The organism is Aromatoleum anaerobium, from assembly GCF_012910705.2.
GTDB classification, from domain to species: domain Bacteria; phylum Pseudomonadota; class Gammaproteobacteria; order Burkholderiales; family Rhodocyclaceae; genus Aromatoleum; species Aromatoleum anaerobium.
Map to the genome: position 1 here is coordinate 578,437 of NZ_WTVG02000037.1, position 23,350 is coordinate 601,786.

The following is a 23,350-nucleotide window of genomic DNA, read 5'->3' on the forward strand; positions in this document are numbered from 1 at the left end:
GGCCAGCGCTGCCCCGGACGCTCAGTTCCCGTCCTTGGCTCCGAGGCTCTTGCGCAGCAGTTTTTCGATCAGCGGATTGAGCGGTGCCTTCGCCTCGTTTTCAGCCCCCGAGCGGAACCGCTCGGGCGTGCCGTCGCGCTTCATCCGGCCCTGGATTTTCAGTCCGTTGAGTTTCTCGAGATCGGTGCGTTTCATCGACTTTGTCCTGGTAGGAATCGGCCGCGCTGGCGGGCCGGTATGGGTTCAGGGCAGGTTCATGCAGCCCTGGAAATGGCTGTGGATTCTCGCACTGTAATGTTCGCAGTGCTCGATGTATTCGCGTGTGCTCTTGGGCATCGGCACCCGCGCCCGGGTGATGTGGCCGACGAGATCGCGGCCCTTGACGATCAGCTGCAGCCCGTCGGCCGCAAGCTGCAGGGCCTCCGCCGAGGTGGCGCCGACGAGGCGCGGCGCGAACGCGGCGAGCTCCTCGCCGGCCACTGCGAAATCCGCCCACACGTCGAAGATCGCCGGGTCGGTGCGCAGCGTTTCGCATTTGATCTTGGCGGCCTCGGTGAAGCGCAGCACCAGGCATTCGATGCCTTCGAACAGCCGCGTTCCGCCGAAAGTGCTGACGATCACCTGCGCAATGCGATCGATGTCGCGCAGCGTCTGGGCGATCTTGATGTAGCGGCTGTCGTAGAAGGCTTCGACCGGGATCGAGAATGCACGGAACGGCTCGCCCCACAGCTCGTCGATGCCTTCCTCGCCGCTGCGATGCAACACCATTTTGCCGAAGGTCAGCGCTTCCTGCAGACAGAAGCCGCACTCGCGCATCAACGCGTTTTCCTCGTCGATCTCGATGCCCAGCTCCTGCAGCTCCATGAGTTTCGTGAAGATGTCGGTCGCGCGGTTGAACAACGCTCCGGCGAGCATCGCTCCCTTGACCCGCTTGCGCGCCGGCTCGGTCTCCGACTCGAAGGCCTGTCGCGCTTCGTTCAGCCGGCGTCCCGGGATGTTGATGCCGTGTTCGACGTGATTGAACAGCCGGCGCGTCAGGGCTTCGATCAGCTGCTTCTTTGCGCGCAGCGAGTCGGCGGGCGGATCGTAGGCCTTGATCCAGTAACCGTCGTAGTAGACGCGTTCGATGTTTCCGATGACGCGGACAGTACCATTGGCGATCAGTGTGTTCATGGCGGGCCGTTTCGGTTCAGGTGGCTGACAGTTTAGGCACGAAACCGGGGATTGTGCACTGCACGAAATCATGTTTCGTCGTCATCGCGCCTGCGACTCGCCCCATGTTGGGCGCTTGGGCTGCTTCCTGTCGCTTCGCCAACCTTCAGTTACGTGAAATCGGCAGGGATTGCAGCACGCAGCACCGTCTGCGGCTCGCCTTCACGCACGCGATCGTTGAACCACCACAACGCGCCTTTCTTGATCGTCCAGTCGGTTTCCGCACCGCACAACAGCAGCGCCGCGAGCCGCCCGAGCGTGGGCTGATGGCCGACGATGAGACATGCCCCGCGCGCCTCCGGCCAGCGGGCTGCCGCGATGAGGTCCGCGACGCCGGCCTCGGGTCCGATCGACGGCACGATCTCGAAATCCCGCGTGAACGCCAGCGCGGTCTGGCGCGTGCGCATCGTCGGGCTGACGAGTATCCGCAGCGCTTTCGGGCGGTGCTCGTCGAGCCAGCGCGCCATGCGCCGCGCCTGCTCGCGCCCGCGCGCGCTCAGTTCGCGAGCCCGGTCCGGAGTGCCTTCGACGGCCTCCGCGTGACGCCACAACAACAGATCCATCGCTTGCTCCCGGTCAAAAGGGCGACAGCCTGAATACGGCCGGTTGCGCCTCGATGACGGGTCGACCGTCGCCCCCGGTTCGAGTGCCCTTGCGCGCTCAACGGCTCCACGGGGTCTTGCCCCACAGCAGCGGCTCGAGCTCGCGCCGCGCACGCCGCGCCAGGCGCGCATATTTCGGACTGTGCCAGCCGCTGACGAAAGCCGCCGCGGCGCGCAGTTCCGCGTCCTCGCCGGCCCAGCCGAGCAGCCGCCCGCGTGCGACCTCGACGTCATTGACGAAGCCCAGCGCATCCTGCGCCCGGACGATGCGCTGAAGATAGCGCCTGCCGGCCTTGGGGGAGAACAGCGGAGCGAAGAACTCGACGCCGTAGCGCAGGCGCTTGAGCGCGATCCGCAACGCGTGCAGATGCGCCGGCACGAAGTCGGCCGCGGCCTCGAAGCGCCGCCGCACCTTCTTGCGCAGGCGCGTGAGCTGGAGGCGCGCGAAACTGCGCAGATCGATCGCTTCGATCAGGTCGTTGGTCGGCAGCGCATGGAGTGCGGCGGTGAGTCCGATCAGCAGGCGGCCCTGGGCCGCAAGGTCGAGGTCATGGACCGCCGCGTCGCGTGCTTCATCGCGTGCGGCGAGGGCGAGTCCGGCCAGCCGCGTGACCGCCGGTTCTTCGACCGTCGCGCCGGCGACGACGGGAGCGAGCACTTCGTCGTAGAGCACGTCGAGGTCCCGCGTGTCGCCGAAGCGGTCGGCATTGAGCTTCAGCCGTTCGCGCCAGTCGGCGACAAAATCCGCAGGCAGGGCGGGCGCGAACAGCGCGAGCAGCGAGCGCAGGCGCCGCAACGCAACACGCAACTGATGGATGAATTCCGGTTTGCTGCTGTGCGCCGCTGCGCTCGCGTTCGCCTGCCATTGCCGCAGGCAGGAGAAGGCCAGCGTCCGGAACGCTTCGGCCGGCGTCTGTTTCGCGTCGATCGTCGACGCTTCGGCGCGCATCGCTTCGGGCTCGCAGCCCAGATGCAGCCGGTAACCGCGTTCGGCCTTGCTGACGTCGTTCGGCAGCAGCGGGAGGTGGGCGGCGAGTTCCGACCCGAGCAGCAGCAGGTCGAGCGGTTCCCCTTCGACGAGCTCCAGTTCGAGCTCGCAGATCGGTTCGCGCTGTTCGCCGGCGATCACTTCGCCGGTGTCGATCATCATCAGGATGCGTACGCCCTCGCGCGGGGCGTACAGGCGCGTCTCGCGGCGAAAGCGGGTCGAGAACACCGGCTGCAGCGCCGCTTCGTGCCGCTTCAGCAGCTTCAGCACCTTGGGCGCATCGATGGCGGAGAAGTCGAAGGCGCCGCTGTACGACTGCTCCCATTCCGGGCGCTGGGTCAGGCCGCCGGCGGAGACGGCCGAGCATTTCACCGTCTGCAGTCGTACCCGGCCGTGGCGGCGAATGCGCAGCGCGACTTTGCGCTGCTTCAGCGCGAGGTCCGGGGTGTCGAAGTAAGTGTTGTCGAGCGTCACCGCGTTGCCCTGCCGGGCGGCACCGCTGAAGACCGGATGGCGGCGCAGCGCAGGCACCGCTTTCGGGGGCAGGCTGAGTTTGAGTTCGATTTCCTGGCTCATTGGAAGGTGGCGGGCCACGGGTGAAGAAGTGGCCGATTGTAGTCCTCGTGCCGTTACCGGCAGATGTATGGCGATGCGATGCGATGCGATGCGCGCGCTGCGGGAGTTCGGGGGCGCTGCGGCTCAGGCGCTGCCGAAGACGATTGCCCAGAGCGCCTGGACCGGCTCGCGAGCGGCCGCGACCTCATCCGGATCGACCAGCGACAGCAGGCCGTTGAGGCGCTGGCGGTGCTGCAGGCGGCGGAACAGGCGGTAGCTGTCGCCGCAGCGCGTCGCGAGTTCCGCCGGAATCAGGCCGAGTTCGCCGGCGATGCGCAACAGCGCGATGTTGCCGAGGTTGCCGGTAAGTTCGGGGTAGCGGTGCGCGTGGCCGAGCACGAGGTACTGGACCAGGAACTCGACATCGACGAGGCCGCCGGCGTCGTGCTTGAGGTTGAAGCGTTCGCTTTTCCCGGCGTGCGCGTCGCTCATCTTGCGGCGCATCGCCAGCACTTCGGCGCGCAGCGTGTCCAGGTCGCGCGGCAGGCGCAGCACTTCGCAGCGGATGCGCTCGAAGGCCGCACCGATCGTCGCGTCGCCGGCGGCGAAGCGGGCGCGCGTCAGCGCCTGGTGTTCCCACACCCACGCCGATTCAAGCTGGTACTTGCGGAACGACTCGATCGACGTCACGAGCAGGCCGGAATCGCCGTTCGGGCGCAACCGCAGGTCGGTCTCGAACAGGATGCCGGCGGCGGTCTGGCTCGACAGCCAGGTGTTGATGCGCTGCGCGAGCCGGGTGTAGACCTCGAGCGCCTCGGGAGCGGGGTCGTCGAAGAGGAACACGATGTCGAGGTCCGAGGCGTAGCCGAGCTCCTTGCCGCCGAGCTTGCCATACGCGATGACGGCGAACGCGGGGTCGTCACGGTGGCGGATCTTGATCTTGCGCCATACCAGCGGCAGCGCGAGTTCGAGCATCAGGTCGGCGAGCGCCGACAGGTGGTCGGCGAGCTTCTCGACGGTCAGCAGGCCGGCGATGTCCTGCGTCAGCAGCCGGAACACCTGCGCATGGTGCTGCTCGCGCATGACGTCCATCTGGCGCTCCATGTCCGGCTCGAGCGCGTCGAGGGTGGCGCGCATCTGCGTGCGCAGCGCGTCCCAGTCGGGTGCCGGTTCGAGATTGCGGTCGTCGAGCAGTTCGTCGAGCAGGATCGGGTGGCGCGTGAGGTACTGCGCGGCCCAGCGCGACGCGCCGACGAGGTCGGCGACGCGCCGCAGCGCCTGCGGATATTGCTGCAGCAGCGCGAGGTAGGCGCCGCGGCGGCTGATCGCCTCGATCAGGTCAAGGCAGCGTGCGAGGGTTTCGTCCGGCCCCGGGGTGGCGGCGGCGACTTCGACGACGCGCGGCATCAGCGCGTCGAGGCGGCTGCGGATGTGGTTCGGCAGCTGCTGGTAGCGTGCGCTGCCGTGCAGCGCCGCGAGCCGGTGGGCGGCGCCGGACGGGTCGCCGTAGCCGAGGCGCGAGAGGATCGGCTCGGCCTGCTCGACGTCGCGCGCGGCCGCCCACATGCTGTCGAGCGTGTGGGCTTCCTCGCTCGGATCGCCGAACACGTGATCGAAATGCCGGCTCACCGCGGCGCGATGGTGGTCGAGCACGGTGAGGAAGGACGCGTAGTCGGGAAAGTTCATCGCCCGCGCGATGCACTCGCGGTCTGCGTCGTTGCCGGGCAGGTCGTGCGTCTGCGCGTCGTCGAGGTACTGCAGCCGGTGCTCGAGGCGGCGCAGGAAGTCGTAGGCTTCGGCCAGTTCGCGCACCGTCTGCGGCGTGAGCATGCCGCGCTCGCCGAGCACCGCGAGCACGTCGAGCGTCGCGCGCACCTGCAGTCCCGGTTCGCGCCCGCCGCGAATCAGCTGGAACACCTGCGCGGTGAATTCGATCTCGCGGATGCCGCCCGGCCCGAGCTTGATGTTGTTCACGCGGTCACGCCGCGTGACTTCGCGGCGGATCTGCGCGTGCAGCGCGCGCATCGCGTTGATCGAGCCGAAATCCAGGTACTTGCGGAACACGAATGGGTGCGCGATCTGTTCCAGCTCGTGATAGCGCTCGCCGGCCAGCACGCGCGCCTTGATCCACGCGTAGCGCTCCCATTCGCGACCCTGGGTGATGAAATAGTTTTCCAGCGCATCGAAGGAGCACACCAGAGGGCCCGAATCGCCGTTCGGCCGCAGTCGCATGTCGACGCGGAACACCTGGCCGTGCTCGGTGACGTCGGCGAGCGCCTGGATCATCTGCTTGCCGAGCCGTTCGAAGAATTCGAAGTTGCTGATCACCTTGTTGCCGCCGGTGTCGCCGTCCTCGGGGTAGACGAAGATCAGGTCGATGTCCGACGACACGTTGAGTTCGCGCCCGCCCAGCTTGCCCATGCCGATGACCAGCAGCTCCTGCTCCCAACCGGTCGGCGACAGCGGCGCGCCGTAGCGCGCAACCAGTCCTTCGCGCAGCACCTCGTATGCGGCGCGGATCGTCACCTCGGCGAGGACGGTCATCGTTTCGGTGACTTCGGCGAGATCCGCCAAGCCGTTCAGGTCACGCGTCAGCACATGGCAGACGACCCAGCTGCGCAAGTGGCGCAGGCTCGCGCGCAGCCTCGCTTCGTCGAGACCGCGGCTCGCGAGGAACGACGACATCGCCTCACTGTCGAGCGGTTGTGCGAGCGAACCCGCGAGCTGCGCGGCGAGCCACGGCCGGCTGTCGAGCATGCGGCGCATGAATCGGGAAATGGACGCGGCGCGGCGGAGCGCTTCGGGCAGCGGCGAGGAGTCGACGGACATGGGAGGCGAGCTCCGGATCATTGTTAGAATGGCGGGCTCCTGACGCCGCGTGGCGGCGTCGGCGCGGAGGACGTGGAGCGGATTGTAGCCAAGCCTGTCCGTTTTCAGTCGTGCAGCATCGGCTTCAAGCATTATCGAGATGAACGCTCCTTCCGTCCTTCCTGCCGCAAACGACGCCGCGAGCACGGCAACGCCCCGCCGCGCGCCGTGGCGTCCCCTGGCGATCGGGCTGGCGCTTGCATTCTTCGTCGCGGCGCTGTCGTTTCTGTTCGTGCGCGACGTGCTGCTGCCGCGTGCCGACCAGTATCGCGGCCACATTGCCGCGGTGATCGGCGATGCGGTCGGCCTGCCGGTTTCGATCGACGCGCTGTCGGCGGACGTGTCGGGGCTGCGTCCGCGCCTGCATCTGTCGGGTGTCGAGCTGCGCGACCGCGAAGGCCGTCCCGCGCTGCGGCTCGAGACCGTCGATGCGACGCTCGCGTGGTCGTCGCTGCTGCGCGGGCAGCCGCACTTTCACCAGCTCGTCCTGCATGCGCCGCAACTGGCGTTGCGGCGCGATGCCGGCGGGCAGCTCTTCGTCGCCGGGATTCCCGTCGACTCGGGCGGCCCTTCCGGCGGGCTGTCGGACTGGCTGTTCGGGCAGCGCGAGCTCGTGATCCGCGATGCGGTGCTGAGCTGGCACGATGCCTGGCGCGCGGCCCCGGAGCTGCGGCTCGAACACGTGAATTTCCGTCTCGTCCATGCCGGCGGGCGTTACCGCTTCGGCCTGCAGGCCGCGCCTCCTGCTGCGCTCGCGTCGACCCTTGACCTGCGCGGGGACATCACGAGTGCGCAGCCCGCGGCGCCCGCGACATGGAGCGGCGAGCTTTACCTGGCCCTCGCGCAGGCCGACTTCGGGGGATGGCGCGCGTGGATCGACTATCCGATCGAACTTGCCGGCAGCGGCGGCGTGCGGGCGTGGCTGGACCTCACGCACGGGCAGCCGGAGGCATTCACGGCGAATTTCGCTGCTGCTGACGTCGCGACGCGCCTTGCTGCGGAGCTGCCCGAACTGCAGCTCGCCAGCGCCCGCGGCTGGCTGTCCGGGCGGCGTTCGCCGGCCGGGCTGAGCTTATCGGCGCGGGCGCTGCAAATCGCCACCGGCGACGGCCTGGACGAACCCGTCGATTTCGATTTCACGCTGCGCGAGCCGATCGACGGCAAGCCGGACGGGGGACAGTTCAGCGCGAACCGGCTCGATTTTGCCGTGCTCGCGCGTCTGGCGGCGCATCTGCCGTTTGACGAGGCGGGACGGGCGCGCCTTGCGGCGGTCGATCCGCAGGGGCGGCTGGAGGACTTGCAGGCCGCATGGCGCGGCGACGTCGCGCGGCCCGACAGCTGGAGCGTGAAGACCCGGTTCCACGACCTCGGGCTGCGGCCGCAAGGGGTGCTGCCGGGCCTCGCCGGGCTGTCCGGCGAGATCGACGGCGACGAACAGCGCGGCCGTTTCCGTCTCGTCGGGCAGGACATGGCGCTCGACCTGCCCGCGGTCTTCCCGGAGCCCCGCCTCGCGTTCTCGATGCTGCGCGCCGACGGCGGCTGGACGCGGAAGGACGGACAACTGGAGATCGCGCTCGACCGCGCGAGTTTCGACAACCCGGATGCCGCCGGCAGCGCTTCCGGCTGGTATCGGCCTGCGGCCGAAGGGCGCGGAGAAATCGACCTCGCGGCGCACCTGACGCGCGCCGAAAGCAAGGCCGTGTGGCGCTACCTGCCGAAAGTCGTCAACGACGCGACGCGCGACTGGCTGCGCCACAGCCTCAGTGGCGGAACGGTGCCGGAGGCGCGGTTGCGGCTGCGGGGCAAGCTCGACGACTTTCCGTTTCGCGACGGCGCATCGGGCCAGTTCCTGGTGACGACGCGCGTTGCCGGAGCAAGCCTCGACTATGCCGAAGGCTGGCCGGCGATGACCGACATTCACGCCGAAGTCCGTTTCGATGGGCCGGGGATGCGAATCGTTGCCGAGCGCGCGCGCATCTTGGGCGCGACGCTGGGCCGCGTCGTCGCCGACGTGCCGGAGCTCGATGCGCCTGCCGGCGAGGTGATGACGATCGACGGGCGGGCAGGCGGTCCGACCGCGGAGTTTCTCCGCTTCGTGTCGGCGAGTCCGGTCAGCGGGCGGATCGACGGTTTCACCGACGGCATGCGCGCCGAGGGGCGCGGAACGCTCGACCTGAAGCTGGTGATGCCGCTGCGCGACATCGGCGGCAGCACCGTGAAAGGCGAATTCCGCTTCGCCGACAATCGCCTGTGGCTGGTCGACGCGTTGCCGCCGGTGACCGAAGCCGCGGGCAGAGTGCGTTTCACCGAAAAGGATCTCGCGATCCCGGCTGCGCACGGACGGCTTTTCGGCGAACCGATGCAACTGGTCGCCGGTGCCGCGAAGGACGGCGGCGTGAGCTTCAGGGCGACGGGGGCGGCAAGCGTCCAGGCGTTGCGGCAGGCGCAGGACTGGCCGGTGCTTGCGCACCTGTCGGGGACGCTGCCTTGGCAGGCCACCATCGACCTGCGCGCGCAACAGACCAGCGTCGTCGTGCAGTCCGACCTGTCGGGGGTGGCGTCTAGCCTGCCGCAGCCGATGAACAAGAGTGCGACGGCGCGCTGGCCGCTGCGCGTCGCGCTCGCCTTTCCCGGCGGCGCGCGTGAGGACATCCGCGTCTCGCTCGAAGGGCGCGCCGAACTCGAGCTCGTGCGGCGACGCAGCGAGCAGGGATGGGAGATCGACCGTGGTGGCCTGGCGCTGTTTGCGCCGCTGCGCCAGGCTGAACGCGGCGTGATGGTGGTCGCCGACCTCGATGAGCTCGACGTCGACGCGTGGCGCACGGTTTTCGGTGGCGAGGAGGCCGCCGGTGAGCAGCCGGGCGCCGCCGCCGGGCAGATGCCGTCGCTCGCGGGCATCGAACTGCGGGCGAAGCGCGCGACGGCCTTCGGGCAGAGCCTGTCGGAGGTGCGGATTGCTGCCCGAACCGATGCCGGCGGCTGGAAGGGGCGCATCGCGAGCACTGAAGTCGAGGGCGAGTTCGACTGGCGCGAGCGCGGCGAAGGCGCACTCCAGGCGCGCCTGAAGCGTCTTGTTGTAGGGGGTGGCGTGGACGAGGGCGGGGGCGGCGGCGCGGATCCGCTCGAAGCCTATGAGCCGCCGCGCCGGCTGCCCGGACTGAATGTCGTCGCCGAACGCTTCGTGCTGCGCGGCATCGACCTCGGACGCCTCGAACTGCAGGCCCGCAATCGCGGCGAGGTCTGGCATCTCGATGCCCTCGCGATCGCCAATGCCGACGCGACGCTGGCCGGCAGCGGCGAATGGCGACCCGGCGCCCGCGCCAGCACCGCGCTCGATTTTCGTCTCGAAGCCAGCGACATCGGCCGTTTCGCGACGCGCATGGGCTACGAGGAGGCGGTGCGCGGCGGGCATGCGGTCCTCAGCGGCAAGCTCGGCTGGAGCGGGGCGCCGACGCGCATCCACTACCCGTCGCTGTCGGGCGGAATGCTCGTCGAAGCGGGCAACGGCCAGTTCCGCAAGCTCGAGCCGGGCATGGGCCGCCTGCTCGGCGTCCTCAGCCTGCAGGCGCTGCCGCGACGGTTGACGCTGGATTTTCGCGATGTCCTCAGCGAAGGATTCGCGTTCGATCGCATTTCCGGTAGCATCGACGTCAGCGCCGGCGTCATGCGGACCGAGGATCTGCTGATCCGCGGCCCGGCGGCCCGGATCCTCATGAGCGGTTCGGCCGACGTCGAAAGGGAAACCCAGGACCTGAAGGTCACGGTTCAGCCGACGCTGTCCGAATCGGTCGCGATCGGCGCGGCGGCCGGACTGATCAATCCGGTCGCCGGCGTCGTCGCCTACGTCGCGCAGAAAGCGCTCAGCGACCCGATCGAAAAGCTGTTCGCCTTCAATTACGCGATCACCGGCAGCTGGGCGGACCCGAAGGTCGAGAAGCTCGCCGGCCGTTCGGCCGCGGCGAATCCGCAACCTGACCAGGAATGATGAACGTGAGCGTGTCCCCAGACCCTTCGCCCGGAGCGTGCCGGATCGCGGCGATCCAGACCGTGTCCGGCCCGGACGTCGCGGAGAACCTGCGCGTCGCGGCGGCGCTGGTTGCCGAAGCTGCGGCTGACGGTGCACGGATCGTCGCGCTGCCGGAGTATTTCCCGCTGATCACACCGGACGAGACGGCGAAGGTCGCGATCCGCGAGAGCGAAGGCCACGGCCCGCTGCAGGACTTCCTGCGCGAGGCGGCCATGTGTCATCGCGTGTGGCTCGTCGGCGGCACGATTCCGCTCGTCGCCGAAGCCGACGGCAAGGTCCGCAACAGCACGCTGGTGTACGACCCGAGTGGCAAGCAGGTCGCCCGCTACGACAAGATCCATCTGTTCGGCTTCCGCAAGGGCAGCGAACAGTACGACGAGGCCGCGACGATCGAGGCCGGGCGCGAGGTGGTCACGTTCGACGGCCCGTGCGGCCGCGTGGGCTTGTCGGTGTGCTACGACCTGCGTTTCCCCGAACTCTTCCGCGCGATGGGCAAGGTCGATCTGATCGTATTGCCGGCGGCCTTCACCTGGACGACCGGTCGCGACCATTGGGAGGTGCTGCTGCGTGCGCGCGCGATCGAGAACCAGTGCTACGTGATGGCGCCTGCGCAGGGCGGACGCCATCCGGGCGGGCGCGTGACCTGGGGACACAGCCTGATCGTCGACCCGTGGGGCGAGGTGCTCGCCTGCCGGGACGAAGGACCCGGCATCGTCGCCGCGGACCTCGACCCCGAGCGTATCGCGGCGGTGCGCGAGAGCCTGCCGGCGCTGCGGCACCGCTGCCTCGCAACCTGAACCCGAGGGTGCCGGACAAGACTCCGGTGACCTTTATCGGGTCGGCCCTGTCGAACAGGGCGATCCAACGACTGGACAAACAATGAGCCCCACACAAAACTCGCTTAAGGTTGCCGACCGCTACCTGCTGAACCCCTACGATCTGGGCCATCCGGAACTCGAAAAAGTGTTCCGCAAGCTGTTGAACCACCGGCTCGACTACGCCGACCTGTATTTCCAGTATCACCGTTCCGAAGGCTGGAGCCTCGAGGAAGGCATCGTCAAGTCCGGCAGCTTCAACATCGAGCAGGGCGTCGGGGTGCGCGCGATCTGCGGCGAGAAGACCGCCTTCGCCTACTCCGATGACATTTCGCTGCCGGCGCTCACTGCGGCTGCCGAAGCCACGCGGGCGATCGCGGATGCCGGCGGCCAGCGCAGCGTCGCGGTCCGGCCGCATGCCGGCGTGCCGCGCCTGTACCGCGGCGACGATCCGCTCGCGTCGCTCGACGACACCGCGAAAGTGAAGCTGCTCGAACGGCTCGAACGCTTCGCGCGCGACGAAGACCCGCGCGTCACGCAGGTGATGGCGCACATTTCCGGCTCGTGGGAAGTCGTCATGGTGATGCGCAGCGACGGCCACATGGCGGCCGACGTGCGTCCGCTGGTGCGGGTTTCGGTCACCGTGATCATGGAAGAAAACGGCGACCGCGAGCAAGGCAGCGGCGGCGGCGGCGGACGCTTCGACTACGGTTATTTCGACGATGACCGGCTGCGCGAATATGCTTTGGCGGCAGTGCATCAGGCCCGCACGAATCTCGGCGCCGGGCCGGCGCCGGCCGGCACGATGAGCGTCGTGCTCGGGCCGGGCTGGCCCGGCATCCTGCTGCACGAGGCGATCGGCCACGGCCTCGAAGGCGACTTCAACCGCAAGGGCAGCTCCGCGTTCTCCGGGCGCATGGGGCAGCAGGTGGCGGCGAAAGGCGTCACGGTCGTCGACGACGGCACGCTGCCGGACCGCCGCGGCTCGTTGACGATCGACGACGAGGGCAATCCGACCGAATGCACGGTGCTGATCGAGGACGGCATCCTCACCGGCTACATGCAGGACACGATGAATGCGCGCCTGATGGGCGTGAAGCCGACCGGCAACGGCCGCCGCGAGTCGTTTGCCCACCTGCCGCTGCCGCGCATGACGAACACCTACATGCTGAACGGCGACAAGTCGCATGAGGAAATCATCAAATCGGTGAAAAAAGGCCTGTACGCAGCCAATTTCGGTGGCGGACAGGTCGACATCACGTCGGGCAAGTTCGTCTTCTCGACCGCCGAGGCCTATCTCATCGAGAACGGCAAGGTCACGCGGCCGGTCAAGGGTGCGACGCTGATCGGCAACGGTCCGGATGCGCTGACGCGCGTATCGATGATCGGCAACGACATGGCTCTCGATCCGGGCGTCGGCACGTGCGGCAAGGATGGCCAGAGCGTGCCGGTCGGGGTTGGCCAGCCGACGCTGCGCATCGACGGGTTGACGGTCGGCGGGACCGGCTGAAGACTGCCGGCGCCCATGCGTTCCAGCCGCCCGGAGGCGTTGCTGCTGCTCGGGCGTGCAATAGGCAGGTTGAAAAGGCGGTATCGAAGGCGTTTTGACGTTATGGCTGTCGTTCGCGGGCAACAACCCCGCCGTAGCGGAACAGGCTCGGAGTCAGCGCATGCCGTTGCAGCAGGCGGTAGAACTCCGTGCGATTGCGGTCCGCGAGGCGCGCCGCGTCCGAAACATTGCCGTCGGTGAGTTTGAGCAGCTGGATGAGGTAGTTGCGCTCGAAGCGTTGCTTCGCTTCGGCGTAACTCAGGGCTTCGATGCTCGGCACGCGCAGCGCCCGCTCGACCAGTGCGAGCGGGATCAGCGACGTCGTCGCGAGCGCGCAGGCCTGTTCGACGACGTTCTGCAACTGGCGGATATTCCCCGGCCAGGCCGCGGTCGCGAGCGCTTCCATCGCTTCCGGGGCGAAACCGCGCAGCCGTTTGTGGTATTTGCGCCCGATCACCTGAAGGAAGTGGTTGGCGAGCAGCGGGATGTCCTCGCGGCGCTGGTCGAGCGTCGGCAAGGTCAGGCTGACGACGTTGAGCCGGTAGAACAGATCCTCGCGGAACTGCCCCTCGGCAAGCGCGAGCTCCAGGTCGCGGTGCGTCGCGGAGATGATGCGCACGTCGATCGGCTCGGCGCGACTCGCGCCCACAGGGCGCACGGCGCGCTCCTGCAGCACGCGCAGCAGCTTCACCTGCAGCGCGAGCGGCATGTCGCCGATCTCGTCGAGAAACACCGTGCCGCGATGGGCGGTGAGGAAAAGCCCGGTGTTGGCCGTTGCCGCGCCGGTGAAGGCGCCTTTCACATGGCCGAAGAGTTCCGATTCGAGCAACTGTTCCGGAATCGCGCCGCAGTTGATCGCGACGAACGGCGCGTTCGCGCGGCTGCTGATGCGGTGGATCGCGCGCGCGAGCAATTCCTTGCCAGTGCCGCTGTCGCCGCGGATGAGGATGCTCGCGTCCGACGCGGCGACGAGGCGGGCTTCGTCGAGAACAGTCGCCATGCGGTTGCTGTGGCTGATGATTTCATCGCGCCAGTCCCCGTCATCGGCGTCGTCCCCGATGTGCATCGGGCCGCCCACTTGCAGCGCCTGCGCGATCTTCTCGAGCAGCGCCTGGCTGTCGAAAGGTTTCGTCAGATAGCCGAAGACGCCGCGGGAGGTCGCCTCGACGGCGTCGGGAATGCTGCCGTGCGCAGTAAGCAGGATCACCGGCAGCACCGGGCAGGTGCGCCGGATCTCTTCGAACAGCGCGAGCCCGTCGCGGTCGGGCAGGCGCACGTCGCTGACGACCAGGCTGAAGCGTTCGACTGCGATGCGCCCGAGCGCCGCCTCCGCCGTCTCGGCGGTGCTGACGCGATAGCCGCTCGCGTGCAGGCGCAGCGACAGCAGCTTGAGCAGGTCGGTGTCGTCATCGACGAGCAGCAGGTGGGCGCCGGCAGTGGGGGCAGGGCTGTGAGTGGGTTTCATCGCGTGATCCTCCGTTCCGTCGGCGCCAGAGGCGGGGCCGCATGGGCGGCCGGGCGCTCCGGTAGCGTGCGTTCGATCTCGGTCAGCGCCTCGATCTTTTCCTCGAGCTCGCGGGCGTGCCGGCGGCTTTCCTTGAGATGCTGGCCGGTGCGTTCGAGTTGCCGGGCGAGGGATTGCGCCGCCGTCTCGAGACGTTGCTGCTCGGCAAATTGATCGGCCAGCAGCCGCGCCAGCGGACGCAACGCGACCGCCTCGGGTCGTGGCGAGGCGTCCACCACTGCCAGCAATGCCAGCGCGCGCGGAATATTGCTTCCCGGCGGACGGGCGAGCGCGATCGCCTGGAGCAGCTGATTCAGCGGGTCGCCCGCGCCGACCGCAAGGACATCCCGTTCCCGTTCCAGCTCGGCCGGTTCGAGCTGGCGGACGAAATGGTAGTACTCGATCGCACTCTCGACTGCGCGTCGGCCGCCGTCCTTCGACGGGTCGGCGCGCTCGGCGTCGCCCGGCCCCGGCGCAGCCAGGTTCGCGCACGCCCCCAGCAGGACGGCGGCCAGCAAGGCCACGAACGTCCTTGCGACGAACCCCGGTCGCCGTGCCGCAGAACTTGCCGGGACCGACGAGGCTGAGCGACCCGTTTCAGTTTCAGCTTTCATCGGGAAGCACGATCCTGAAATGGGCGCCCGCAGAGGTCGGCACCAGCTCGATTTTCCCGCCATGCGCGTGGATGAATTCGCGCACGATCGAAAGCCCCAGGCCACTGCCATGACGCGGCGCTGCCGGCTGCCGGCTGCCTTGGTAAAAAGGTTCGAAGATGCGTTCGGATTCGTTTTCAGGCACGCCAGGTCCCTCGTCGATGCAGTCGATCGTCACGTCGCGCCGCTCGCGAGCGATTTTCAAGCGGACCTTGCCCCCGTGCGGACTGAACGAGATCGCGTTCGCGACCAGGTTCGCGAGCGCGATCCGCAGCTTGTCGGGATCGGCGATCAACGGCGGGACATTGCCTTTTACGTCGATATCGACGTGAAGATTCCGGCTCTGTATCTGCAATTGCTGTTCCGCGACCACCGCCTCGACCAGTGCTCGCAATGCCACTTTCCGGCGCTTGAGGCTGCGCGCGTCGAACACCGCGGCGTTGTAGCCGAGCAATCCTTCGATGCGCAGCTGCAGCGCGCGGGTATTGTGTTCAAGAATGGCCACGACTTCGTGCTGCTCGGTCGTGAGCCTGCCGACAACGCCGTCCTTGAGCAGCGCGATGCCTTCGCGCAGGGATGCGAGCGGAGTCTTCAGTTCGTGCGACACATGGCGCAGCACTCGCGTACGGTTCGCTTCCAGGTCCGCGAGACGTACCCGCAGCCAGTCCAGGCGCCGCCCCACCCGGCGCAGGTCGGCTGGCCCGCCAATGATGACCGCTTCGTCGAAGCGGCTCTCGCCGAGCGCTTCGATCGCGCCTTCGACCCTGTTCAGCGGCCGCAGCACCCACCATCCGGTGAGCGCCGCGAGCAGGAAGGCCGCCGTCACCGCCACCAACAAGTGCCACGCCAGCTGTTCGCGATTGCTGTCGAGTTCGTCGAGCAGCTGTTTCGACTCCGCCTCCAGCTGCAGGCGGAGTTCCGCAGCGAGCTGCTCGTTGAGGATCGGCAACTCGCCGAGTGCCCGGAGCGCGGCGTCGGCTCCCGCGCGAGCGTTCAACGCTGCCGCGCCCCGGTTGGAAGCGTCGATCCACTGGTTGACGAGTTCTTGCGATTTCGCGCTTCCGAGGCCGGCAATCCACACCAGCGCCGTCATCGAGTCGTCGCGCGCCTGCTCGAACCGCTCGAGCAGCACGGGATCGTCGAGAACCAGAAACTGGCGGGCGCTGCGTTCCATATCCACCGTGCGTTCGCCCAGTTCCTGGAGCGCGCTGGAAAAACCGAGCGCGTGTCCTGCGCCTTCGCGACTGCGCACCGCAAAGTCTTCGAGGGTCAGCAGTCCGCCAAGCGCTGCGGTGCCCAGGATCGCGGCGATCAGCAGAAAGCTCGCAAGCAGCGTGGCACTGAAGGACAGGCGGGACATGGACGGCCGGCGAATGAGCTCATAGTCCGGCGTCGCAGTTTAGTGCGCGGTCTCAGGCGGGGTCCGTAAGGAAATGCAAGCTGGCGCTTTTTGGCTACACGAATGTCGCTCTGAAGCGACATAAACAAATCAATAAAATTCAAATGCTTAATGCGAATCCGCATATGAGATGTCGTGTCATGGCGACATCAGAGCGCAAAAAATCTCGTGTATTGTTCCAGCTTATATTCGTAGAAAGATGAATATAAAAGACTAAATCCGCATGGCGTGAATTTTGCGTCCGCGTCGCTGGTCGTCTGACGCGAATTCACCCAGGAGAGATCATGTTCAGCAAATCCCCAGTGTTCCCGAAAGCTGCCGATCCACAGGCCGCGCGTGGACAGCGCATCGGGCCGGGCAATTTCGCAACCGCTCAGCCGGCCGGGCTGACCAGCAGTTCTGCCGAGACCTCCCCGTCGCCGCGCGATGCCGGCGCGAGCAGCGGGGCAGGCGGGACAGCCGCGTCGAGTCCCCTTCCGCGCGCCAACGAGGTCGCAGAAGACGCCGGCTACGGTTCCGGCAGCCGCCTCATCGTCGGGCCGGAGGTCAAGCTCAAAGGCGCGGAGATACTGGATTGCGACACGCTGATCGTCGAGGGTCGCGTCGAAGCGACCATGGACAGCCGCGTCATTCGCATCGCCGAAAGCGGCTCGTTTGCAGGAACGGTCGGCATCGACATCGCGGAAATCCGCGGCCGGTTCGACGGCGAACTCACTGCGCGCACCCAACTCGTGATCCACGCGACGGGCCGTGTCAGCGGCAAGATCCGCTACGGCAAGATCCTGATCGAGGAAGGCGGCGAGCTGTCCGGCGACGTCCAGTCCCTGGCGTCGGCGAAGGAAGCGGGGAGGGTCGTGCCGCGCGAGGAGTCGACGCCGAAAGTCGCAGTCGTGGGCGCCGGCTGACGATTGTCGTGTCTGAGCGACATGCGCCAGGAGGCGGCCTGCTGAAGGCCGGTCGCCGCAGGCGCGCCCGCTCATCAGTTCAGTTCGCGCGGCTCCCGCGGTCATCGGACGCGAGCCGCAGCGCTTGGTAGCCCCAGTGCTTCTCCCACGCCGCCCGCACCAGGTTCGGGTACTCGGGCTTGCCGAGGCTGCCGTTGTAGCGTCCCAGCGCCCGGTACAGATCGCCTTTTTCGATGTCCAGATAGTGGCGCAGGATCGTGCAGCCGTAGCGCAGGTTCGTGCGCAGGTGGAAGAGATTGTCTTCCGGCAGGCCGATAGCCTTGATCCAGAATGGCATCACCTGCATGAAGCCGCGCGCTCCGGCGCTCGACACGGCGTATTTCCGGAAGCCGCTCTCGACCTGGATCAGGCCCAGCACGAGTTGCGGATCGAGTCCCGCCCGCGTGGCTTCGTAGTGCACGGCGGTCAGCAATTCTTCCCGGTAATGAGGATCCGGGATACGTTTTTCGAGACGACGGGACATATCCTGCAGCCACCGCACACGCTCCCCGGCGTTGGCAATGAGGAGTTCCGGAGCGCCCGCGTCGCTTACCGCCGCATGTAACGCCGAGCGCACGCTCGCCGCCATCGGTTCGTACTGCTGGCGGCCGGCGAGCGCTTGCTCCGGAGCGCCGGCGAGACCCGCGAGCAGAGCGACACTCAGCACGAGGCCGCACGCGGCACTCCTGCCACGGCTATCGACGCTCCTCACGCGGCCGGCTGGAGCTTCGAGCCGACAAAAGCGGCGAGTTCGGCAAGCGGAATCTTCGCCGGCTCGGCGTCGCGCCGCCCCTGATATTCGGCTATCCCTTCCTTCAGTCCGCGATCACCGATGACGACGCGATGCGGAACGCCGATCAGTTCCCAGTCGGCGAACATCACGCCGGGACGCTCGTCGCGGTCGTCGAGGATCACGTCGATGCCGCCGGCGAGCAGCGTTTCGTAGAGCTTCGTCGCTTCGCTGCGCACCGCTTCGGACTTGCCCCAGCCGACCGGGCAGACGACGACGCGGAACGGTGCGATCGCGTCCGGCCAGATGATGCCGCGGGCGTCGTGGTTCTGCTCGATCGCCGCACCGAGGATGCGCGTGACGCCGATGCCGTAGCAGCCCATTTCGAAATGCTTCGGCTTGCCGTCCTCGTCGAGGAAGGTCGCATTCATCGACTGCGAGTATTTGGTGCCGAGGTAGAAAACGTGGCCGACCTCGATACCGCGCTGGATCGCGAGCCGTCCCATGCCGTCCGGGCTCGGGTCGCCTTCGACGACGTTGCGCAGGTCGGCGACGAGATCGGGTTCCGGCAGGTCGCGGCCCCAGTTCGTGCCGGTCAAGTGGAAGTCCGCCTCGTTGGCGCCGCAGATGAAGTCGGCCATGTTCGCGACGGTGCGGTCGGCGACGACCCTGACGGTCTTCTTCAAGCCCACGGGCCCGAGGTAGCCGGCCTTGCAGCCGAAGCGCTCGGCGATCTCGGTTTCCGTCGCAAAGCGGAACCCCGCCTTCAGGCCGGGGAGCTTGCCCGCCTTGACCTCGTTCAGTTCGTGATCGCCCCGCAGCAGCAGCAGCCACAGCGTGACGCCGGCCGGCTTGCCCGCGTCATCGACGTCCTCGGTCGCGAGGACCAGCGATTTCACCGTCGTCGCGAGCGGCACGCCGAGAAGCTCGGCGACCTCTGCGCAGGTCGTCCTGCCCGGAGTGGGGGTTTTTTCGAGCGCCTTGGCCGGCGCGGCGCGGGTCGCCAGCAACGGCAGCGCTTCGGCAAGTTCGATGTTGGCCGCGTAGGCGGAGCCGGGACAGTAGACGATCGCATCCTCGCCGGTGTCGGCGATGACCTGGAATTCATGCGAACGATCCCCGCCGATCGCCCCGGTGTCGGCAGCAACAGCCCGGTACGTCAGACCGAGCCGGTCGAAAATGCGGCAGTAGGCGGCATACATCGCGTCGTAGCTGCGGCCTGCGGCCGCCGCGTCGCGGTCGAACGAATACGCGTCCTTCATCGTGAACTCGCGGCCACGCATCACGCCGAATCGCGGCCGGCGCTCGTCGCGGAACTTAGTCTGGATCTGGTAGAAGTTCTTCGGCAGCTGACGATAGCTTTTCAGTTCCTGACGAGCGATGTCGGTGACCACTTCCTCAGACGTGGGCTGCAGCGCGAAGTCGCGCTGGTGCCTATCCTTGAAGCGCAGCATCTCGGCGCCCATCTGTTCCCAGCGACCGGTTTCGTCCCACAGTTCGGCGGGCTGCACGAGCGGCATCGTCAGTTCGAGTGCGCCGGCGCGGTTCATTTCCTCGCGCACGATGTCCTCGACCTTGCGGATCACGCGCAGGCCGATGGGAAGGTAACTGTAGATGCCGGCTGCGACTTTGCGGATGAAGCCCGCGCGCAGCATCAGTTTCTGGCTGACGACCTCGGCATCCGAGGGGGCTTCCTTGAGGGTGGAGATGAAATACTGGCTGGCGCGCATGCTGGGTCCGGGGGTCGGGCTGGTGAGCAAAGACGCGATTTTACCGTGTCGACGACGGATATGCAGATCGCGGTACGCCGCGCCCCTACGCCGCCCGGCCTGCTGCCCACCCGCCGCGAAGCTGCGGAACGGGAACGCTTCCGGTGGTTCGCCTTTCCAAGCCTCTGTAAATGTGGAAAAATTGTGACAGTTCTTGAATTGAAGGTTTGATCATGCTCGATCGTGAAGGCTATCGCCCGAACGTCGGCATCATTCTGGTCAACACGCGCAATGAGGTTTTCTGGGGCAAGCGGATCCGTGAGCATTCGTGGCAGTTCCCGCAAGGTGGCATCAAGCACGGCGAAACGCCCGAGCAGGCCATGTTTCGCGAACTGTTCGAGGAAGTGGGTCTGCGTCCCGAGCATGTGAAGATTCTCGGCCGCACGCGTGGTTGGTTGCGGTACGACGTTCCGAAGCACTGGATCAAACGGGAATGGCGCAATACCTACCGGGGACAGAAGCAGATCTGGTTTCTGTTGCGTTTGGTGGGGCGTGATTCCGACGTCTGTCTGCGAGCCAGCACTCATCCGGAGTTCGATGCCTGGCGCTGGAGTGACTATTGGGTGCCACTGGAAGCCGTGATTGAGTTCAAGCGGCAGGTGTACCAGCAGGCGTTGTTCGAACTGTCGAAGACATTGTTCCGCACGCGGCCCCGGGACCCCCCCGAGGCCTACAAGGTACTGACCGAAGTGCGCGAGCCTTGAGCGCCATTCCTCGTCGCCCCGCATGTCGATGTTCGTCATGCGGGGCGTTTTCTTTGGCCGACGCTCGGGTCCCCGGATTCAGTCGGTTGACGGCGATGAACTCCCCGGAAACGATCGGGTCGAATGGATGCGTCCGGGCCGTTCGGCTGCGGTCGCTGCAAAGCTTCTCGGACGTGAAAAAAATGCGCTTGCGGCGGGCCGAAAAAACCAGCGGCATGCGATCGGCACGCTTGTCAATATTCTGTAATGGGAGGTGTCCATGAACCGGGAATTCGATCCGCTTCCGCAAGCGCGCCTGGCGGGCCTGCATTGCGAAGTCGCAAGAACCGATAACAACCGCAGGGTTTCCCGCAACTCCCCGGCGATAGAGGTCATGACGGACCTCACGAGAATTCCCGCCGCGACGATCGCGGCCGAAACGTCGCTGGGGGATGCCAACCGCGCCATGATCCTGCGCGGAGTGCGACTGTTGCTGGTGACCGATTCGCGTCAGCAGGTGATGGGCGTGATTTCGGTCGCCGACCTGCTGGGCGAAAGCCCGGTGCGGACCGCACAGGAACGCGGCACACGGGTCGGCGAACTGACCGTCGATTCCGTCATGACGCCACTCGAGCGCACCGAGGCCGTCGAACTCGGCGAAGTCATGCGCGCGGACGTGGGGCATGTTCTCGCGACGCTGAAACGTTCTGGCCGGCAGCATGCCTTGGTGCTGGAACGCTGCGAGGGCGGACGGGGCCTGATCAGGGGGATTTTCTCGGCCTCACAGATCGCGCGCCAGCTCGGTGAGCCCCAGCCGGTCAGCACCGAGATCGCGAGGAATTTCGCCGAGATCGAAGCGGCAATCTCCGCCTGAGGCAATAAGCCCGGCACGCAAGGCGTCTCATGACGCTTTCCCCTCCGCTGGACGGCCGAAGGCGAGACCGGGCAGGCCCACCTGGATATCTTGAAAACCTCGAGTCGTAGGGGGTCGCTGGTCCACCCGCCTAGCGGACGTAAGGCTGGTTTTTGCTTTTTCGATTGCCGACGAGAATCTGGAACGTGACAATGCCGAAAAGACCTCTGCGGTGCATTTCCTTCGATTCGAGCTGCCGCCGGACATGATCCGGGTGGTGAAGAGCGGTGGAGGGCTCGCAATCGGGATCGATCATCCGGCTACTCTGCCGCGGTGGATCCGCTGCCCGAGAGGATTCGTTTGTCCCTGTGCGGAGACCTGCAAGCTTGAAATCGTTCCAAACCATCGTCCAAGCGGGGATGGCTGCCCTCGTGTTCTTTTCCGGCGCCGCTTGCGCCGGCCTTTTCAGCGATCCGGATCCGAACTGGAAGGAAGGCGACTACGAGCTGCCGGCTCCGCCGCTTCCCTCCGCGTTGCGCGAATTCCCCGTCGATGTGACTTCGCGCAATCGTTTTCTGCTCGACGAGCATAGCCTGACAGTGGGCGAGGATGGTGTCGTCCGCTACGTGCTTGTGGTGCACACCACGGGTGGAGCCGAGAACGTCACTTTCGAAGGCATCCGCTGCGAGGTGGCCGGATGGCGTATCTATGCGGTCGGCCGCGACGCAGGCGAGTGGGCGGTGGCGCGCGACGCCGGCTGGCAGCCAATCATCGACACCGCGTACAACCGTCCGCGCGCAGCTTTGGCGAAGGAATATTTCTGCGACGGACCAGTCCCGCCGCGCAACGTCGGCGAAGTGCTGCGGCGGCTGCGTGGCATGGAGCCGGCATTGAAGTGACCGACATCTCGAGGTGTTCATGATCGACGAAGCGATTGTCCAGTTCGACAAGGCGTTGCGCACGCTATTCGCTCCCGCGCGCAGCGTGCGCCCGGTCCCCGGCGCCGACGTGCCCGAAACGCATCTGGGGGATCGTGACCGGCAGCATGTCGCGGCCCTGATGCGCGTCAACCACAGCGGCGAGATATGCGCCCAGGCGCTGTACCAGGGGCAATCGATGAGCGCGGTCGACCTCGACGTCAAGCGCGAGCTCGCGCGGGCCTCCGACGAGGAAACCGAGCACCTGGCGTGGACCGAGCAACGCATTTCCGAACTCGGCGGGCGCAAGAGCTTGCTGAATCCGCTGTGGTACGGCGGGTCGCTGGCGCTGGGGCTGCTGGCCGGGAGGCTTGGCGACCGATGGAATCTCGGCTTCCTTGCCGAAACCGAGCGCCAGGTCGAAGCGCATCTCAGCGGCCATCTGGAACATTTGCCCCCCGAGGACCGCAAGTCTCGTGAAATTCTCGAGCAGATGAAGGCGGACGAGGCCCATCACGCCGACGTCGCGCGCGCCCTCGGGGCTCACGAACTGCCTGCGCCCTTCAGGGGAGCGATGAGATTGATGGCCCGCGTGATGACGGCGACCGCGTACCGGGTATAACGAGCAAAACGCGTGCGGCGCGTCGGGCACACAGCGCCCTCACTCGCACTCGACGATGTCCCATTCGTGCACCAATTCGGCGGTCTTGCCGAGCATGATCGACGCCGAGCAGTATTTCTCTGCTGATAGATGAATCGCGCGCTCCACCGCCTCGGCCTTCAGCCCTTTACCCCGCACGGTGTAGTGAAAAGTGATGCGGGTGAACACCTTCGGGTCCGCTTCCGCACGCTCGCCCGAGAGCTTTACCTCACAGCCGCGAACATCCTGGCGCCCGCGTTTCAGGATCAATACGACGTCGAACGCCGTGCACCCGCCAGCGCCGGCAAGCATCATTTCCATCGGCCGGGGGGCAAGATTCCGGCCGCCCGCCTCCGGAGCGCCATCCATCGCCACGACGTGACCGGTACCGGTCTCCGCGAGGAAGGTCATTCCATCGACCCACTTGATAGTGCATTCCATCATCTACTCCGTTGTTCGCTTGATGAGCGAGGGAACCTCTGGGCGAGGCGGAGCGGCATTTTACCGGATGGTAATCCGACAGGGCTAACGGTCATTGCGACGAGCGCCACCCCTGATGATGAAAGAAACTACGGGGTGGAAGATGGCGGGAAGAGGTCGCGCAATATTTTGGCGGTTCGACCCCGCAAGCTAACGTGACCC

At 66.8% G+C, this 23,350-nt stretch carries 20 protein-coding genes; 9 read left to right on the forward strand and 11 right to left on the reverse strand.

The genetic code is table 11. The features are described 5' to 3' along the window. Window positions 1-21 precede the first annotated feature (21 nt). From GO606_RS08800 to glnE, 5 genes are all read right to left on the reverse strand, one after another. Window positions 22-195 (reverse strand): hypothetical protein, encoded by a 174-nt coding sequence (locus tag GO606_RS08800; RefSeq protein WP_169117587.1) that lies wholly within the window; start codon window positions 193-195, stop codon window positions 22-24. Window positions 196-243: 48 nt separating this feature from the next. Then, complete coding sequence (locus GO606_RS08805) at window positions 244-1,173, reverse strand: hypothetical protein (RefSeq protein WP_169117588.1); 930 nt, start codon at window positions 1,171-1,173, stop codon at window positions 244-246. Between the two features lie 149 nt (window positions 1,174-1,322). Next, window positions 1,323-1,775, reverse strand: coding sequence for a SixA phosphatase family protein (locus tag GO606_RS08810; protein WP_169117589.1), 453 nt, complete (start codon window positions 1,773-1,775; stop codon window positions 1,323-1,325). 97 nt (window positions 1,776-1,872) lie between these two features. Next, complete coding sequence (locus tag GO606_RS08815) at window positions 1,873-3,378, reverse strand: CYTH and CHAD domain-containing protein (protein WP_169117590.1); 1,506 nt, start codon at window positions 3,376-3,378, stop codon at window positions 1,873-1,875. A gap of 123 nt (window positions 3,379-3,501) precedes the next feature. Beyond that, window positions 3,502-6,186, reverse strand: coding sequence for a bifunctional [glutamate--ammonia ligase]-adenylyl-L-tyrosine phosphorylase/[glutamate--ammonia-ligase] adenylyltransferase (gene glnE / locus GO606_RS08820; protein ID WP_211166530.1), 2,685 nt, complete (start codon window positions 6,184-6,186; stop codon window positions 3,502-3,504). A gap of 139 nt (window positions 6,187-6,325) precedes the next feature. On the opposite strand from glnE, the gene GO606_RS08825 reads away from it, so the two are divergent. The 3 genes from GO606_RS08825 (at window position 6,326) to tldD (ending at window position 12,577) form a co-directional block, all read left to right on the forward strand. Beyond that, window positions 6,326-10,210, forward strand: a complete 3,885-nt coding sequence (locus tag GO606_RS08825) for a YhdP family protein (protein ID WP_169117592.1) — start codon at window positions 6,326-6,328, stop codon at window positions 10,208-10,210. After that, window positions 10,210-11,049 (forward strand): carbon-nitrogen hydrolase family protein, encoded by an 840-nt coding sequence (locus GO606_RS08830; RefSeq protein ID WP_169117610.1) that lies wholly within the window; start codon window positions 10,210-10,212, stop codon window positions 11,047-11,049. Before GO606_RS08825 ends, GO606_RS08830 begins: the two co-directional genes overlap by 1 nt. 82 nt (window positions 11,050-11,131) lie before the next feature. Continuing rightward, entirely contained in the window at window positions 11,132-12,577 is a 1,446-nt protein-coding gene (tldD, locus tag GO606_RS08835) for a metalloprotease TldD (RefSeq protein WP_169117593.1), read from the forward strand. Between the two features lie 100 nt (window positions 12,578-12,677). Here tldD and GO606_RS08840 read toward each other — a convergent pair whose 3' ends face one another. From GO606_RS08840 to GO606_RS08850, 3 genes are all read right to left on the reverse strand, one after another. After that, window positions 12,678-14,081 carry a sigma 54-interacting transcriptional regulator gene (locus GO606_RS08840; protein WP_169117594.1) on the reverse strand — a complete coding sequence of 468 codons (1,404 nt, stop codon included), beginning with the start codon at window positions 14,079-14,081 and terminating at the stop codon, window positions 12,678-12,680. Beyond that, entirely contained in the window at window positions 14,078-14,644 is a 567-nt protein-coding gene (locus GO606_RS08845; protein WP_169117595.1) for a permease, read from the reverse strand. Before GO606_RS08845 ends, GO606_RS08840 begins: the two co-directional genes overlap by 4 nt. Window positions 14,645-14,723: 79 nt before the next feature. Continuing rightward, entirely contained in the window at window positions 14,724-16,133 is a 1,410-nt protein-coding gene (locus GO606_RS08850; RefSeq protein WP_169117596.1) for a sensor histidine kinase, read from the reverse strand. Between the two features lie 323 nt (window positions 16,134-16,456). Between GO606_RS08850 and GO606_RS08855 the strand changes: the two genes are divergently transcribed. Beyond that, complete coding sequence (locus GO606_RS08855) at window positions 16,457-17,077, forward strand: bactofilin family protein (RefSeq protein ID WP_169117597.1); 621 nt, start codon at window positions 16,457-16,459, stop codon at window positions 17,075-17,077. A gap of 79 nt (window positions 17,078-17,156) precedes the next feature. Here the strand turns inward: GO606_RS08855 and GO606_RS08860 are convergent, their stop codons facing one another. Next, the gene (locus GO606_RS08860; protein ID WP_425532199.1) at window positions 17,157-17,783 is read right to left on the reverse strand and encodes a transglycosylase SLT domain-containing protein; all 627 of its coding nucleotides are present in this window, start codon (window positions 17,781-17,783) and stop codon (window positions 17,157-17,159) included. A gap of 41 nt (window positions 17,784-17,824) precedes the next feature. Continuing rightward, window positions 17,825-19,576, reverse strand: coding sequence for a proline--tRNA ligase (locus GO606_RS08865; protein ID WP_169117599.1), 1,752 nt, complete (start codon window positions 19,574-19,576; stop codon window positions 17,825-17,827). Window positions 19,577-19,788: 212 nt separating this feature from the next. On the opposite strand from GO606_RS08865, the gene GO606_RS08870 reads away from it, so the two are divergent. The 5 genes from GO606_RS08870 (at window position 19,789) to coq7 (ending at window position 22,690) form a co-directional block, all read left to right on the forward strand. Beyond that, the gene (locus tag GO606_RS08870) at window positions 19,789-20,319 is read left to right on the forward strand and encodes an RNA pyrophosphohydrolase (RefSeq protein WP_169117600.1); all 531 of its coding nucleotides are present in this window, start codon (window positions 19,789-19,791) and stop codon (window positions 20,317-20,319) included. A gap of 22 nt (window positions 20,320-20,341) precedes the next feature. Then, a complete protein-coding gene (locus GO606_RS08875) occupies window positions 20,342-20,566 on the forward strand; it encodes a hypothetical protein (RefSeq protein ID WP_169117601.1) in 225 nt (74 codons plus the stop codon). Window positions 20,567-20,692: 126 nt separating this feature from the next. Further along, the gene (locus tag GO606_RS08880) at window positions 20,693-21,172 is read left to right on the forward strand and encodes a CBS domain-containing protein (RefSeq protein ID WP_246979454.1); all 480 of its coding nucleotides are present in this window, start codon (window positions 20,693-20,695) and stop codon (window positions 21,170-21,172) included. 365 nt (window positions 21,173-21,537) lie between these two features. Then, on the forward strand, window positions 21,538-22,050 hold the full coding sequence (locus GO606_RS08890; protein WP_169117603.1) for a CNP1-like family protein: 513 nt from the start codon (window positions 21,538-21,540) through the stop codon (window positions 22,048-22,050). Between the two features lie 19 nt (window positions 22,051-22,069). After that, window positions 22,070-22,690 carry a 2-polyprenyl-3-methyl-6-methoxy-1,4-benzoquinone monooxygenase gene (coq7, locus tag GO606_RS08895; protein WP_169117604.1) on the forward strand — a complete coding sequence of 207 codons (621 nt, stop codon included), beginning with the start codon at window positions 22,070-22,072 and terminating at the stop codon, window positions 22,688-22,690. A 39-nt stretch (window positions 22,691-22,729) separates the two neighbouring features. Here the strand turns inward: coq7 and GO606_RS08900 are convergent, their stop codons facing one another. Next, window positions 22,730-23,149: an OsmC family protein gene (locus GO606_RS08900; protein ID WP_169117611.1), complete on the reverse strand. Its 420-nt coding sequence runs from the start codon at window positions 23,147-23,149 to the stop codon at window positions 22,730-22,732. Between the last annotated feature and the right edge of the window lie 201 nt (window positions 23,150-23,350).

Coding starts and splice junctions, on each gene's coding strand:
- tldD (WP_169117593.1), top strand. CDS start 11,132: ATGAGCCCCACACAAAACTCGCTTAAGGTTGCCGACCGCTACCTGCTG.
- GO606_RS08840 (WP_169117594.1), bottom strand. CDS start 14,081: ATGAAACCCACTCACAGCCCTGCCCCCACTGCCGGCGCCCACCTGCTG.
- glnE (WP_211166530.1), bottom strand. CDS start 6,186: ATGTCCGTCGACTCCTCGCCGCTGCCCGAAGCGCTCCGCCGCGCCGCG.
- GO606_RS08880 (WP_246979454.1), top strand. CDS start 20,693: ATGACGGACCTCACGAGAATTCCCGCCGCGACGATCGCGGCCGAAACG.
- GO606_RS08805 (WP_169117588.1), bottom strand. CDS start 1,173: ATGAACACACTGATCGCCAATGGTACTGTCCGCGTCATCGGAAACATC.
- coq7 (WP_169117604.1), top strand. CDS start 22,070: ATGATCGACGAAGCGATTGTCCAGTTCGACAAGGCGTTGCGCACGCTA.
- GO606_RS08855 (WP_169117597.1), top strand. CDS start 16,457: ATGTTCAGCAAATCCCCAGTGTTCCCGAAAGCTGCCGATCCACAGGCC.
- GO606_RS08900 (WP_169117611.1), bottom strand. CDS start 23,149: ATGGAATGCACTATCAAGTGGGTCGATGGAATGACCTTCCTCGCGGAG.
- GO606_RS08825 (WP_169117592.1), top strand. CDS start 6,326: ATGAACGCTCCTTCCGTCCTTCCTGCCGCAAACGACGCCGCGAGCACG.
- GO606_RS08815 (WP_169117590.1), bottom strand. CDS start 3,378: ATGAGCCAGGAAATCGAACTCAAACTCAGCCTGCCCCCGAAAGCGGTG.
- GO606_RS08810 (WP_169117589.1), bottom strand. CDS start 1,775: ATGGATCTGTTGTTGTGGCGTCACGCGGAGGCCGTCGAAGGCACTCCG.
- GO606_RS08875 (WP_169117601.1), top strand. CDS start 20,342: ATGTCGATGTTCGTCATGCGGGGCGTTTTCTTTGGCCGACGCTCGGGT.
- GO606_RS08830 (WP_169117610.1), top strand. CDS start 10,210: ATGAACGTGAGCGTGTCCCCAGACCCTTCGCCCGGAGCGTGCCGGATC.
- GO606_RS08850 (WP_169117596.1), bottom strand. CDS start 16,133: ATGTCCCGCCTGTCCTTCAGTGCCACGCTGCTTGCGAGCTTTCTGCTG.
- GO606_RS08865 (WP_169117599.1), bottom strand. CDS start 19,576: ATGCGCGCCAGCCAGTATTTCATCTCCACCCTCAAGGAAGCCCCCTCG.
- GO606_RS08870 (WP_169117600.1), top strand. CDS start 19,789: ATGCTCGATCGTGAAGGCTATCGCCCGAACGTCGGCATCATTCTGGTC.
- GO606_RS08800 (WP_169117587.1), bottom strand. CDS start 195: ATGAAACGCACCGATCTCGAGAAACTCAACGGACTGAAAATCCAGGGC.